This is a genomic window from Pseudonocardia nigra, assembly GCF_019396355.1.
GTDB classification, from domain to species: Bacteria; Actinomycetota; Actinomycetes; order Mycobacteriales; family Pseudonocardiaceae; genus Pseudonocardia; species Pseudonocardia nigra.
The window spans coordinates 1-13,883 of record NZ_JAHKRK010000218.1 but is presented as its reverse complement, the minus strand read 5'-3'; the positions used below and the strand labels follow the sequence as shown (position 1 = coordinate 13,883).

Genomic DNA, 13,883 nt, shown 5'->3' with positions numbered 1-13,883 from the left:
CCGCTGCGCGGTCGCCCTTCGGGCCCGATCCCTGACCCCGACGCCTCACCCCGGCGCGCCCACAAGCAGGCCGAGAAGCAGCAGAAGAACAAGAAGAAAGATCAAGAACGAGATTGGGGGTTGACCAGCCCCGCTCCTTCAAGGATGACACTTGGGGGGCGGTTCAGGCGTCCCGGCGGTTCGCCACCACGAGCGCGGCCACCAGCAGCGCTCCCGCGACCGCCGCCACGTACGCCAACGAGCCCCACGGCCCGAACGGCATGCCGTCCCCGTCGGTGCCGTAGAGGAAGTGGAAGGCGTTGATGAACGGCATCCACGGGTAGATGTCGTCGCCGACCCCGGGGATCGCGACGACCATGTTCTCCACCAGCAGCGGCCAGACCAGCAGCACCGACACCGCCCCCGCCGTCTGCCGGATGAGCACGCCGACCGCCACCGCGATCACCGCGGCCACCGCGAAGACCAGGCCGGCGCCGGCCACGGCCCGCCACTGCCCTACCGCGCTCAGCGCGAGGCTCGGGTCGGGCTGCAGCAGCGACGCCGCCGCCCACGCCCCGAACGACCCGACCAGCCCCACCACGGCCGCGACGACCGCCACGACCGCGGTCTTGGCCAGCAGCACCGACGAGCGGTTCGGCACGGCCTGGAAGGTGGTGCGGATCGTCGAGAACCGGTACTCGGTGGTGACCGACACGGCGGCCATCACCAGCACGAACGCCATCCCCATCTGCAGGAACGTCTGCGCGATCTCGGTGGGCATCGGGCCCGCGCTGTCGGAGGCCGCCCCGGTCGCCATCGCGGTGAGGCCGACGACGACCGCGACCGCCAGCGCGCTGCACCACCACGGCGACCGCGTCGAGAACAGCTTGCTCCGCTCCGCCGCCAGCACACTCACGAGGCTACCGCCGCGTACTCCACGTCCTGCTTGGTGAGCTCCATGAACGCCTCCTCGAGCGAGCCCCTGCGCAGCGCCAGCTCGTGCACCACCAGGCCGTGCGCGGCCGCGACCTCCCCGACCAGCTCCGTTCCGGCCCCCGTGACGAGCAGGCCCGACTCGCCCGGGGCCTCCTCGACGGCGAGCCCCTTCTCCCGCAGCGCGGCGGCCAGCGCTTCCGGCACCGGGCTCCGCACGTACACCTGCACCCCGGCGGCGCCGTCGACGAACTCGGCGGTGGGCCCCTGGGCGATCAGCCTGCCGCGGCCGATCACCACCAGCTCCGACGCCGTGAGCGCCATCTCCGACAGCAGGTGGCTCGACACGAACACCGTGCGGCCCTCCGCCGCGAGCCGCTGCATCAGCCCGCGGATCCACAGGATCCCCTCGGGGTCGAGACCGTTCACCGGCTCGTCGAACAGCAGCACCTCGGGGTCGCCCAGCAGGGCCCCCGCGATCCCGAGCCGCTGCGACATCCCCAGCGAGAACGCCCCCGCCCGTTTCCCGGCCACGGCCGTGAGCCCGACGATCTCGAGCACCTCGTCCACCCGGCGCACCGGCAGCCGGTTGGACGCCGCGAGCCACCGCAGGTGCGCCCGCGCCGACCGGTTCGGGTGCACCCACTTCGCGTCGAGCAGCGCGCCGACCGTGCGCAGCCGCTCGCGCTCGTCGCCGTAGAGCTTCCCCCCGATCCGGACCTCGCCCGCGGTCGGCGCATCGAGGCCGAGGATCATCCGCATCGTCGTGGACTTCCCGGCGCCGTTCGGCCCCAGGAACCCCGTGACCGTGCCGGGCCGAACGTCAGGTCGTCCACGGCCACGGTGGACCGGTACCTCTTCGTGAGGCCTCTCGCCTCGATCATCCCCATCCCCCCTCTCCTGGCACTCACCAGCACACACCCCGGAGGGGGTCGGCGGATCAGGGCTGAACCCGGACGCGGCCCGGAACCCGGCCCGGGACGGATCAGGGTCGCGGCGGCAGCTCCGGGCGGCGCCGGGACGGGCGCGTGGCCAGGTCCGGCGGGGTGACGGCGGGGTCGGCCGCCAGCGCCTCCATCGCCATGTCGACGGCGCGCTCCAGCTGCGGGTCGCGCCCCGCCACCCAGTCCTGCGGGCGGATCACGACCTCGACGTCGGGGTCGACCCCGTAGTTCTCGACGTCCCACGCCACCTTGTCGAACCAGTGCGAGTAGCGCGGCTGCGTGACGCGGGTGCCGTCGACGAGCGAGTACCGGCTGTCGATGCCGACGACCCCGCCCCAGGTGCGCGTGCCCACCACCGGCGCGATACCGAGCCGCTTGATGGCAGCGGTGACGATGTCGCCGTCGGAGCCGGACAGCTCGTCGGCGAGCGCGACCACCGGGCCGCGCGGCGCGTCCTGCGGATAGGTGATCGGCTGCTTGTGCCGGGGCACGTCCCAGCCGATCACCTTGCGCGCCAGCTTCTCCACCACCAGCTGCGACGTGTGACCGCCGCCGTTGGACCGGACGTCGAGGATCAGCCCCTCCCGGGCAGTCTCCCGGCTGAGGTCGCGGTGCAGCTGCGCCCAGCCCGGCGCCATCATGTCCGGCACGTGCAGGTAGCCGAGCCTGCCGTCGGAGCGGTCGGCCACGAACGCGCGCCGCCCCGCCACCCAGTGCTGGTAGCGCAGCGACGCCTCGGACTCCAGCGGCCGCACGACCACGCGGCGCACCTCGCCCGCGTCGGGCCGGGCGGGCCCGGAGCGCACGGTGAGCTCCACGAGCTCGTCGGCCCGCGACAGCAGCAGCGGCGCCGGCCCGTACGCCGGGTCGATCGGGGTGCCGGCCACCTCGAGGAGCACGTCGCCCGCCCGCACGTCGACACCCGGCTCGCTGAGAGGGCTGCGGGCGTCGGGCGCCGACGTCTCCGGCGGCAGCACCCTGACCACCCGCCAGCCGCCCCCGTCGGCGGGCTCGAGGTCGGCGCCGAGCAGCCCCGGCCGCCCGGTGTCGTCGCCCGCCGCGCGGCCGATGACGTACGCGTGCGAGGTGCCGAGCTCGCCCTGCAGCTCCCACAGCAGGTCGACGAGGTCGTCGTGGCTGCCGACGGCGTCGACCAGCGGCCGGTAGCGCGCCAGCTCGGCGGCCCAGTCGACCCCGGACATGTCCGGGCTCCAGAAGTGGTCGCGCATCAGCCTGCCGGCCTCGTCGAACATCTGCCGCCACTCGGCGGTGGGGTCGACCGTGACCACGATCCGCCGGGTGTCGACCTCGAACTCGTCGGCCCCGCCGTCGCCGGAGTCGTCCGACGGCTTCTCCGAGCCCGGTCGGTCGGTCCGCAGCACCCGAAGCGTGTCGCGGTCGCGCGCGAGGATCCGGGTGCCGTCGCCGCTCACCGCGAACGAGGAGATCGGGTCGGCGATCGCGTCGAGCTTGCGGCGGGTGAGGTCGTAGCGCTCCAGCACCGGTCGCTCGGCCTTCTCGTCGGTGCCCGCGCGGGCGTCGCCGAGCACGCCCGAGACGGGGATGCGGTACCAGAGCAGGCAGTCCTTGCCGGCCTGCATCCCGCTGTAGCGGGCGGCGACCACCGGGATCGGCACCACGCGCGGCCAGCCCGTCGGGGTCGACGACGACCTCCGGCGGAGCATCGTCCTTGCCCTTCTTCGTCCGCTCCGAGGCGCCCTTCTCGTCCGGCTCGGCGGCGGGATCGGCGGAGTCGGGGGCCGGCAGGTCCTCGGGCCCCTCCTCGCCCGCGGTGACCGGGCGCCCGTCCGGGCTCGCGCCGAACGGCGAGGGCGTGCGCGCGGCGAGCGGCACCAGGAACGGGCGCCACGACGCCGGGAAGGTGAGGTCGAAGGAGTGCTCGTCGTAGATCGGGTCGAAGCTGCGCCGGGACAGGAACGCGAGGTACTTGCCGTCGGACGTGAACGTGGGGTCGGTGTCGGCGAACCGGGGCTCGGTGACCGCCACCAGCGTGTCGTCGGCGAGCCGGGCGAGCATGATCCGGGTGAGGTCGGACTCGACCGGGTCGCAGTAGGCGAGCCACGCGCTGTCGGGCGACCAGCTCAGGTCGGAGATCTCCCCGTTGGCGCCCCGCGCGAGCTCACGCAGCGCGCCGTCGCCCGTGTCCAGTACGAGCAACCTGCCGTCGTGCGCGGCCAGCGCCACCGTGGTGCCATCGGGTGCGGGCGCGAGCTCGAGCACGCGGCCCACCGCACCCGCGGCGAACCGGCGCAGCGCCGGGGCCTCGGCACGGCCGTCGAGCGGGGCGATGCACACGGCGTCCTCGCCCTCGGCGTCGTCCACCCACACCGCGCGATCCTCGCCCAGCGGCCGGGCCAGCCGGGCCCGGACGCCGGGCTGGCCGAGCAGGGTGCGGGCCGGACCGTCGCGGTGGGTGAGCCGGTGGACCGTGCCGCGGACCAGCGCGATGCTCGTGCGCCCGGTGCGGTCGGGCGCGGCCCAGGTGAGCGCGCCGGCCGTGCTGAGGCGGTACGGGTCGCGGGCGCTGCGCGGACCACCGAGCCGCACGTCCAGCCGCCGGGGCGCGGCGTCGAGCGACTCGAGGAGCCACAGCTCGCCCGCCGACTCGTAGACGACCCGCTCCCCGTCGGTGCTGGCGTGCCGCACGTAGAACGCGGGGGCGCCGGCACCACCGTGGTCGGTGTGGCGCCTCAGGCCGGTGCCGTCGACGGCGAGCGAGTAGAGGTTGCCCCAGCCCTCATGGTCGGACAGGAACGCGATGCGCAGGCCCCCGCCGCTCCGCACGAGCATCGGGGCGGCGAGCTGCCCGTTCAGCTCCGCGGCCAGCCGGACGAACTCGCCCGACCCGTCGGCGTCCCACCACAGCTTGCCCGCCGTGCCGCCCCGGTAGCGCTTCCACCACGCCATCTCCCGCGAGATCAGCGTGCTGGCGATGACGGTGGGGCCGCCGTCGCGGGGCAGCGCGACGTCGGACACCGGGCCGAGGTCCAGCCGCCGCGGCGTGCCGCCCTGGGCGGGGATGGCGTGGGCCCAGGTGCGCCGTGGCGAGGCCTGCCCGGTGGCGCTCAGCGCGAGCACCTCCCCCTCCGGCGTCCAGCCCACCACCTGCGCCCTGGGGTCGCCCCAGTAGGACAGCCGCCGCGCGCTCCCGCCGTCGGCGTCGGCCACGTAGGCCTCGGGTGCCCCGTCGCGCCAGGACGTCCACGCCACCTGCGAGCCGTCCGGGGACAGCCGCGGGTGCGCGACCGGCTCGCCGTCGGCCGTGAGCCGGTAGGCGCGGCCGCCGGACAGCGGAGCCGTCCACACGTCGTCCTCGGCCACGAAGACGAGGGAGTCGCCGTGCAGGTGCGGGAAGCGGAGGTAGCTGGGGGCCATGACGCGACCGTAGCGACCCGGACCGACAGCAGGCCGCCGTCCGCCTGCGTCCTCGTGCGGTGCCCGGCGGGGTGAACCCCGGCGCGCTGCACACGGTGCTCTCACTACATCGGCTGCACGATGGCGCCATGCTGGGGAGCAGGTGGAACGCGTTCACACGCGGTGCCGTCGCCGGGTTGCTCGCCACCGGGCTCGGGCTGGCGGGCTGTGCCGCCGCCGAGCCGACGTCGGTCGAGAGCGGCGGCGCGGGCACGGCCCCGGCCGCGAGCAGCAGCGCCCTCCCGACCCGCACCGGCACCCCCGGGCTGCGGGTCGGCGTGGTGGCCGCCGGACTCGAGCACGTCTGGGACATCGGGTTCCTCCCGGACGGCCGCGCGCTGGTGACCGAGCGCGCCGGACGGATCTCGCTCCTGTCCGGCACCGCGCCCGGGGCCGCCGTCACGCCTGTGGCCGCCGACCTGTCCGACGTGTACGTGCAGGGCGAGGGCGGGCTCATGGGCCTCGTCGTGCACCCCGACTTCGCGCAGACCCGCCGGTTCACCACCTGCCAGACGCACGCCGAGGGCGGCGACCCCACCGACATCCGGCTGGTGACCTGGGAGCTCTCCCCCGACGGCACGGCCGCCTCCCGGGTGGCCGACCCGCTCGTCGGCGGCCTCCCGATCAACCCCTCCGGCAGGCACTCCGGCTGCCGGCCCACCATCGCGGCCGACGGCGCGCTGCTCGTGGGCACCGGGGACACCGCACGCGGCTCCGTCCCGCAGGACCTCACGTCGCTGGGCGGCAAGGTCCTGCGGGTCGACCTGGCCACCGGCGGTCCCGCGCCCGGCAACCCGTTCGCCGACGCCGACAACCCGGCCCTGCGCCTGGTGTGGACCTACGGGCACCGCAACGTGCAGGGCGTGGCCGTGGCGCCGCAGTCGGGCGACGCCTACTCCGCCGAGCACGGCCCCGACACCGACGACGAGGTGAACCGGCTGCAGGCGGGCGGCAACTACGGGTGGGACCCGTCGCAGGGCGGCACGGTGGGCGGCTACGACGAGTCGGTCCCGATGACCGACCTCCAGCGGTTCCCCGACGCCGTGCCCGCGGCCTGGAGCTCGGGCCGCCCGGTGGAGGCGATCAGCGGGGCCGCCTTCCTCGACGGCCCGCAGTGGGGCGAGCTCGACGACGTGCTGGCGGTGGGCGCCCTACGCGGACAGAAGCTGCTGCTCATGACGCTGGGGCCGGACGGCGCCGTCACCGAGGTGTCCGTGCCCGCCCCGCTCGACGACACGTTCGGGCGGCTCCGCGCCGTGCGGCTCGGCCCGGACGGCGCGCTGTTCGTCACGACGTCGAACGGAGAGGACGACAAGGTACTGCGGATCGACCCGGCCTGACGCGACGCACTTCGGAGCCCTGATGCTGTCCTGGGCCCGTCTGGACAGCGCTTGGGCTCCGTAGTGCACTAGCGAGGGCCGTAGCGCACCGCGGCCCGCTCGCGCGCCTTCGCCGCCTCCACCTCGCGGTCCTTGGGCGGCGCGGTGGTGACCAGCTCGTCGAGCAGGCGCCGGGTCGCGTCGGTGACGGCGTCGACCGCCCGCGCGAAGGCCTCCTCGTTGGCCTGCGACGGCTTTGCCGACCCGCTGACCTTCCGCACGTACTGCAGCGCGGCGGCCCGCACCTCGTCGGAGTTGGCAGGGGGCTCGAAGTTGTGCAGGACGTGGATGTTGCGACACATGCACCCGATGGTGCCGCAGTCGGGAGCCGTACTGCTCCTCGGAGGACGCCGAGAGTGCAGTAGGGCTCCCAACTGCTGTTGTCCACGGGTTGTGGACAACTTTCGGCCCTCGCCCGCCGTTCGCGGCAGGCTTCGTCCATGGCCCTCGACACCTTGCCCGCGGTGTTCCGCGGATCCCACGCCGTTGCCGCCGGCACACTCACCCGCGGCCAGTTGCGCGGTCCGGCCGTGCGGAGGCTGTGCCGCAACGTCTACACGCAGGCGTCGCGCAAGGTCACGCACGAGCTGCGGTGCCGGGCGGTGGCGCTCGCCCTGGCACCCGGGGCCGTGATCACCGGCCGGTCGGCGGCCACCATCCGGGGCGTACGACTGTGCTGGCCCGAGGACGACGACGTCGTCGCGCCCCCCGACATGCGGCTCGCCCATCGGGCCGGGTTGACCGTCCGGCGCACCGAGATCGAGGCGACCGACTGGCAGCCATGGGCGGGCGGGCGGCTCGCCACGCCGATGCGGATGGTCCTGGATCTGCTGCTCGGCCGCCCGCTGCCCGATGCGGTGGCCGACCTGGACGCGGTGCTGCGCGCCGGCCTGGTTCAGCCGGAGCTCGTGGCCCAGCTCGTGCGGACGCGTTCGGACAACGGGATCGTCGTCGCCCGGCGCGCGGTCGAGCTCGCCGATCGGCGCGCGGAGTCGCTCCCGGAGTCCCGGCTTCGCGTCCACGTCGTGCTCGCCGGCCTGCGTCCGGAACCGCAGTACTGGATCACCGACCGCGGCGAGCGGGTGGCCCGCGTCGACCTCGCCCTTCCCGAGCACAAGCTCGCCATCGAGTACGACGGCGACTGGCGCGACGGCGAGCTGTGGGCGCTGAACCGCGACCGGAACCGCCTGAACCAGGTGCACGCCCTCGGCTGGGATGCGCTGTTCGATCTGGCAGGCGCTACCCGCCTGACAGCAGTTCAGAGCCGTACCGCTGTCCCACGAATGCGGAAACAGCAGTACGGCTCCGAATTGCAGTCGTCAGCCCTGGACGCGCATGTTCCCGTCCAGTTCGCCTGCCTGCTGGCGGCGGTTCAGGACCGCCAGGCGGGTGAACTTGTTGTCGAACGCGTCCTGGGTGAGGCCGCGCTCGCGGTACTCCTTGGCCAGCTGGGCGGCGCCGTCGGCGATCGTCCACTGCGCCTCGAAGTCCAGCTCCTTGCGGGCGCGGGAGAAGTCGACCCGGTAGGAGCGCGGGTCGTTGCCGGCCTCGCCGGTGATCTCCAGCTCGGAGCCCGGCACCGCCTCGATCACGGCCTGCGCGATCTCGGCGACGGTGCGGTTGTTCTTCTCGGTGCCCACGTTGAACGCCCGGGCCCGCACCACGTCGGCGGGGGCGGCGAAACCCGCCACCACGGCACCGGCGATGTCCTCGGCGTGCGCGAGCGGACGCCACGGGGTGCCGTCGGACAGCACGGTGACCTTGTTGGTCAGGATCGCGCGGCCGACGAGGTTGTTGAGCACGATGTCGGCGCGCAGGCGCGGGGAGAACCCGAACGCGGTGGCGTTGCGCAGCGAGAACGGCACGAAGTCGCTGTCGGCGAGCTCGGCGAGGTCGTCCTCGACGCGGACCTTGGAGATCGCGTACGGGGTGACCGGCTTGAGCGGGGCGTCCTCGTCGACCAGGTCGTCGCCGGACTGGGCGCCGTAGACCGAGCACGTGGAGGCGTAGGCGAAGCGGGAGACGCCCGCCTCCTTGGCCAGCCGGGCGAGCCGGGTGGAGGCGTGGTGGTTGATGTCGTAGGTGATCTCCGGGGCGAGCGCGCCGAGCGGGTCGTTCGACAGCGCGGCCATGTGGACCACGGCGTCGAAGCCCTGGAGCTGCTCGACCGTGACGTCACGGAGGTCGGTGTCGAGGCCCGGGACGTCCGGGGTGTCCAGCGAGCCGAGCACGCAGTCGGCGAACAGCCCGCTGTCCAGGCCGGTCACCTCGTGGCCTGCTGCTTTCAGGATCGGGGCCATCACAGTGCCCAGGTAGCCCTGGTGGCCGGTCAGCAGAATTCGCACGAGATGTGGTCCCTTCGGTGTGGTCGTCGTACATCCATCGGGCCCGGACGGGCCGCAGTTACCGGTTTCAGTCCACCGGGTCCAGCCCCGTGAGCGGGGCCAAGCCGAGCATCAGCTTGGAGACGTGGAACGCCTCCGCGTACCGCGCGTGGCACTGCACGCCGCGGATCCGGGCCAGCCCGCCGAAGACCTCCGGGTCGAACCACCGGCGGTCGCGCTGCGACCCGTAGTGCTCGTGCAGCTTGGAGATCTTCTCGCGGAGCACCGGTTCGGCCAGCGGTAGGTACGCCACGGGTTGGTCGAGGTCGCCGTCCCACTTGAGGATCTCGTAGCCGAGCGTGACGTGGTCGCGGAATGCGGTGGGGACGAGCTCCGCGAGCGTGCGGTGGTCCTGGTGCGCGTCGTGCGGGGACGGCGCGAAGATCAGGTCGGGCTCGCCGTGGGCGCGCTGCTCCTCCACCGCGAGCTTGGCGCGCTCCCACCGCGTCGGCACCCGGCCGTCGGGCAGGTCGAGCACGGTGACGTCGAGCCGCGCGCCCGGGCAGAACGCGGCCAGCGCAGCCCGTTCCTCCTCCTCGCGCAGCGACCCGCCGCCGGTCAGGACGAGCGCCGAGACGCTGACGCCGGGGTGCGCGCGGCACAGCTCCAGCAGGGCGCCGCCCGCGCCGATCGCGATGTCGTCACAGTGGGCGCCGAGCAGCAGCATGCGGTCGAGGCGCTCGGGCAGAAGGCTGAGCATCGGGCGTCAGCGCTCGTGGGGGACGTTCATCGCGGCGATGGCGGCCTGCAGCGGATCGCGGTCCGGGGCCTCCCACAACATCCACGGCCGGGTGCCGCCCTGGTAGGCGGCCTCCAGCGCGGTGCGCTCCTTCACCGTGTCGGCGGGCTGCCAGAACCCCTTGTGCCGGTAGGCCATCATCCGGCCTTCCTTGGCGAGCACGCCGCAGGCATCCTCGATCAGGTCGCCGTTCTCCGGCAGGTAGTCGAACACCTCGGGCCGCAGGACGAAGTAGCCGCCGTTCTCCCACAGCGGCATCTGCTGCAACGTCGTGATCGAGCTGATCCGGTCGTCGTCGCCCAGGTCCACGCAGTGGAACGCCGACTGCGGGGGCACCGCGAGCAGCGCGCCCACCGCGTCCGATGCGGCGAAACTGTCGACCATGTCGTTCAGTGGGAGGTCGGTCAGCACGTCGGCGTAGTTGGCGAGGAACATCTCCTCGCCCTCCACCAGCGCCCGCACCCGCCGCAGCCGCTCCCCGATCGGGGAGTCCAGCCCGGTGTGCACGAACGTGATCGTCCAGTCCTGGATGTCCGAGCCGAGCATCTGCACGTCGCCGCCCCGCAGGACGAAGTCGTTGGACGCGGTCTCGGAGTAGTTGAGGAAGAAGTCCTTGATGTGGTGGGCGCCGTAGCCCAGGCAGAGCACGAAGTCCTTGTGGCCGAAGTGCGCGTAGTAGCGCATCACGTGCCAGATCAGCGGCCGCGGTCCCACCGGGTGCATCGGCTTCGGCAGGTCCGAGACGCCGTCGCGCATCCGCATGCCGTAGCCACCGCAGAACAGGACGACCTTCACGCGACGACCTCCAGTGCCGGGATCGGGAAGACGAGTTGCCCGCCCCACTTCCGGACATAGGACAGCTGCTCGACGAGCTCGTCGCGCAGGTTCCAGGGCAGGACGAGCACGTAGTCGGGGCGATCCTGCGCGATCCGCTCCGGAGCGTGCACCGGGATGCGCGAACCCGGGGTGAGCCTGCCGTGCTTGTAGGGGTTGCGGTCCACCGTGTACGCGAGCAGGTCCGGGCGGATGCCGCAGTAGTTGAGCAGCGTGTTGCCCTTGCCCGGGGCGCCGTAGCCCACCACCGTCTTGCCGGCCCGGCGAGCCTCGATGAGGAACGCCACCAGGTCGTCGCGCACCCGTGACACGGCCTCGGCGAACCCGTCGTGCCCCTCCGCGGTGTGCAGGCCCGCCGCCTCCTCGGCCGCGAGCACCTCACGGACCCGGGCGGACGGCTCCCCCGCCACATCGCTGGGCCGCGCCCACATCCGGATCGAGCCACCGTGGGTGTCCAGCAGCTCGACGTCCACCAGCGTCAACCCGCCCGACGCGAGCGCCCGCTGCCCCGTGAGCAGCGTGTAGTACTGGAAGTGCTCGTGGTAGATCGTGTCGAACTGGGTGCGCTCCACGAGCGTGAGCAGGTGCTGCACCTCGATCGACACCCAGCCGTCGTCGGCCACCAGCGACCGCAGACCCTCGGTGAACCCGACCAGGTCCGGGATGTGGGCGTAGACGTTGTTGAGGCAGACGAGGTCGGCCGGCCCGTGCTCGGCACGCACCCGCTGCCCCGTCTCCGGGGTGAGGAACGCCGTCATCGTGGGCACGCCCTTCTCCCGCGCGGCCTCGCCGACGTTCACCGACGGCTCGATACCCAGGCACCGGATCCCGCGCTCCACCACGTGCTGCAGCAGGTAGCCGTCGTTGCTCGCGACCTCCACGACGAACGAGTCCGGCCCGAGCCCGATCCGCTCGACCGAGGACTCGACGAACCGCTTCGCGTGCTCCACCCAGGACGTGGAGAACGACGAGAAGTAGGCGTACTCCGTGAACGTATCCTCCGGCGTGATCAGCGGCGGCAGCTGCACCAGCAGGCACCGCTCGCACACGCGCACGTGCAACGGGTAGGTGACCTCGGGTGCCTCGGCCTCCTCAGGGGTGAGGATCCGCTCGCACGGGGGCGTCGCCCCGAGGTCGAGGAAGCTCCGCATCTCGGCGGAGCCGCAGAGCCTGCACACGAGTGCCGGGGCGGCGTGCGTCGACTCGCCGGGCTTCACCGCACTGTAGGTCAACACTCCAGGACCCCCCTGATCGCATCGCACCAGCGCTCGTTCACCGCGCTGCGCACGGCAGCAGTGTTCCACGCGCGAGCGGGCGATTTCCCTGGGGTGGGGGGCCGCACCGAGGTTCGGACCGGGTCGCGAAGTTCCGATCGTTCGTCCGATTCGCCCAGGTCAGGACGCCGAGACGGGCCGGAGCAGGGGTTCTTGCGTCAGCCCCCGTTGCTGATGCGGGCGAGCCGCCGGGTGGTCGGCCACCGGACGTCGTAGGCCCAGCCGAGCTTCTCGAAGATCCAGATGAGCCGCGCCGAGATGTCGATCTGGCCGCGCAGGACGCCGTGCCGGGCGCACGTCGGGTCGGCGTGGTGGAGGTTGTGCCACGACTCGCCCATCGACAGGATCGCCAGCGGCCAGAAGTTCCGCGACCGGTCCCGCGACCGGAACGGACGCTCGCCGATCATGTGGCAGATCGAGTTGATCGACCAGGTGACGTGGTTGGAGATCGCGAGCCGCACGAGCCCGCCCCAGAAGAAGCCGGTGACCGCGCCCATCCACGACCACGAGATGAGCGCGCCCAGCACGGCCGGCAGCAGCAGGCTGACGGCCACCCAGACGCCGAACGTGCGGCTGACGCGGACGATCGCGCGGTCGGCGAGCAGGTCCGGGATGAAGCGCCGGTGATTGGTCTCGTTGCGGTCGAAGAACCACGTCATGTGTGCGTGCAGGAACCCCTTGGCGACCGCGAGAGGCGACGTGCCGAACAGCCACGGCGAGTGCGGGTCGCCCTCGCGGTCGGAGAAGGCGTGGTGGCGCCGGTGGTCGGCCACCCAGTTGAGCACGTTGCCCTGCACCGCGAGCGACCCGACGATCGCCATCGTGACCCGCAGCCACGGCTTGGCCTTGAACGACTTGTGCGTGAAGTGCCGGTGGAACCCGACGGTGATGCCGAGCACCGCGATCATGTAGAACACGGCGAGCAACACGAGGTCGTGCCAGTCGACACCCCAGCCCCACACCAGGGGCACGGCCGCGACCAGCGCGATCATCGGCACCGCGACGAACACGTAGATCATCGAGTGCTGGAAGGCGGTGCGCCGCCCGGCGATCACCGGGTTCGGGCCGGTTGCGAGCGGGGACGCTCCGGTGTCCTCTGCGGTGGCGGTCATCGGGCTCCTCGGGGTCGACTCGTGCCGGCTCGGTGTCCCGCGGGACGCGCGGGCGTCTCCGTGAGGGAGGTTAGGTGACGGGGGTGCCACGCACAGCTCCTGGAACGGGAACATCGGGCAAAACGCCCGCGGCGGGCGGTCAACGCTACCCCGTTCGCCCTGCGTGACAGGATGAAGGCCTGTCCGCCGTGGTGTAACGGCAGCACCTCGGATTTTGGTTCCGATGGTCCAGGTTCGAATCCTGGCGGCGGAGCAGCAGGTCGGCCGGGATGCCTGCGATCCTGGCATCCCGGCTGACAACAGTTGGTGACAGCAACGGCCCCTCACCCGGACAGCTCGTCATCGAGACGGTCAAGCCGTCCCCTGCCGGGGACGGGCCGGACTGCGCCGGACGGCATGCGCGGCCGCTACCTCCCGCTCCGCTTCCGGGCGGCCGCGCGCCTGAGGACCGCCGGCCATGCGCCGGCAAGGGGAAGCTGGGCGACGTCGAGTAGTGGTCATCCACGCTGGCCGCAGATCGTCTTAGCGTGCCCGGGCAGGATCGCGGGGATGGCGCCGAAGGGTCACCCGCCGTTGGGAAGCAATCACCATGGCCCACAAGCCATCGCGGCCTCAGATCGACCGCAATGATGTGTCCAACGTCTTCATCAGCTGTGCGACACGGTCCTTGCCGACGGGTGCGAGAGGATAGCGTCCAACTACGTCAACAAGGACAGGTGTCGCGCGCTGACAAGCCTGCTCGATGTAAGCATTCAGCCCGATCTTGAGCGTGACCTCGTGTCGGGGTCAGTGTGATCTTGGCGGCAGTGGCGTGTCGATCACGAATGATCGGCTGGTCTGCGGTGTGATCTTGGGGTGTCCGAGCCGGAG

The 13,883-nt window shown here is 72.6% G+C and carries 9 protein-coding genes, 1 tRNA gene and 2 pseudogenes; 2 read left to right on the top strand and 10 right to left on the bottom strand.

Annotation, left to right across the window (positions count from 1 at the left end; translation table 11 throughout):
• Window positions 1–163: 163 nt before the first annotated feature.
• The 4 genes and pseudogenes from KME75_RS34180 to KME75_RS47635 all read right to left on the bottom strand — a co-directional run.
• Window positions 164–895 (bottom strand): hypothetical protein, encoded by a 732-nt coding sequence (locus KME75_RS34180; RefSeq protein WP_219419078.1) that lies wholly within the window; start codon window positions 893–895, stop codon window positions 164–166.
• Window positions 892–1,796: pseudogene (locus KME75_RS34175) on the bottom strand (ATP-binding cassette domain-containing protein). The gene KME75_RS34180 and the pseudogene KME75_RS34175 overlap by 4 nt, the downstream one beginning before the upstream one ends.
• 101 nt (window positions 1,797–1,897) lie before the next feature.
• A complete protein-coding gene (locus tag KME75_RS44135) occupies window positions 1,898–3,541 on the bottom strand; it encodes a S41 family peptidase (RefSeq protein WP_246633384.1) in 1,644 nt (547 codons plus the stop codon).
• Between the two features lie 79 nt (window positions 3,542–3,620).
• Window positions 3,621–5,252, bottom strand: a pseudogene (locus tag KME75_RS47635) (S41 family peptidase); the annotation flags it as partial.
• Window positions 5,253–5,380: 128 nt separating this feature from the next.
• On the opposite strand from KME75_RS47635, the gene KME75_RS34165 reads away from it, so the two are divergent.
• Window positions 5,381–6,631 (top strand): PQQ-dependent sugar dehydrogenase, encoded by a 1,251-nt coding sequence (locus tag KME75_RS34165; protein ID WP_219419077.1) that lies wholly within the window; start codon window positions 5,381–5,383, stop codon window positions 6,629–6,631.
• A 68-nt stretch (window positions 6,632–6,699) separates the two neighbouring features.
• On the opposite strand, the gene KME75_RS34160 is transcribed toward KME75_RS34165, so the two are convergent.
• The 6 genes from KME75_RS34160 to KME75_RS34135 form a co-directional block, all read right to left on the bottom strand.
• Complete coding sequence (locus KME75_RS34160) at window positions 6,700–6,972, bottom strand: DUF2277 domain-containing protein (protein WP_219419076.1); 273 nt, start codon at window positions 6,970–6,972, stop codon at window positions 6,700–6,702.
• Between the two features lie 1,017 nt (window positions 6,973–7,989).
• A complete protein-coding gene (locus tag KME75_RS34155; protein WP_219419075.1) occupies window positions 7,990–9,015 on the bottom strand; it encodes an NAD-dependent epimerase/dehydratase family protein in 1,026 nt (341 codons plus the stop codon).
• Window positions 9,016–9,082: 67 nt separating this feature from the next.
• The gene (locus tag KME75_RS34150; protein WP_219419074.1) at window positions 9,083–9,754 is read right to left on the bottom strand and encodes a PIG-L deacetylase family protein; all 672 of its coding nucleotides are present in this window, start codon (window positions 9,752–9,754) and stop codon (window positions 9,083–9,085) included.
• A gap of 6 nt (window positions 9,755–9,760) precedes the next feature.
• A complete protein-coding gene (locus KME75_RS34145; protein ID WP_219419073.1) occupies window positions 9,761–10,588 on the bottom strand; it encodes a sugar phosphate nucleotidyltransferase in 828 nt (275 codons plus the stop codon).
• The gene (locus tag KME75_RS34140) at window positions 10,585–11,862 is read right to left on the bottom strand and encodes a methyltransferase domain-containing protein (protein ID WP_372452743.1); all 1,278 of its coding nucleotides are present in this window, start codon (window positions 11,860–11,862) and stop codon (window positions 10,585–10,587) included. The genes KME75_RS34145 and KME75_RS34140 overlap by 4 nt, the downstream gene beginning before the upstream one ends.
• Window positions 11,863–12,059: 197 nt before the next feature.
• Window positions 12,060–13,013: an acyl-CoA desaturase gene (locus KME75_RS34135; RefSeq protein WP_219419072.1), complete on the bottom strand. Its 954-nt coding sequence runs from the start codon at window positions 13,011–13,013 to the stop codon at window positions 12,060–12,062.
• Between the two features lie 182 nt (window positions 13,014–13,195).
• Here KME75_RS34135 and KME75_RS34130 point away from each other — a divergent pair.
• Window positions 13,196–13,266: transfer RNA gene (locus KME75_RS34130), tRNA-Gln, on the top strand.
• Window positions 13,267–13,883 lie beyond the last annotated feature (617 nt).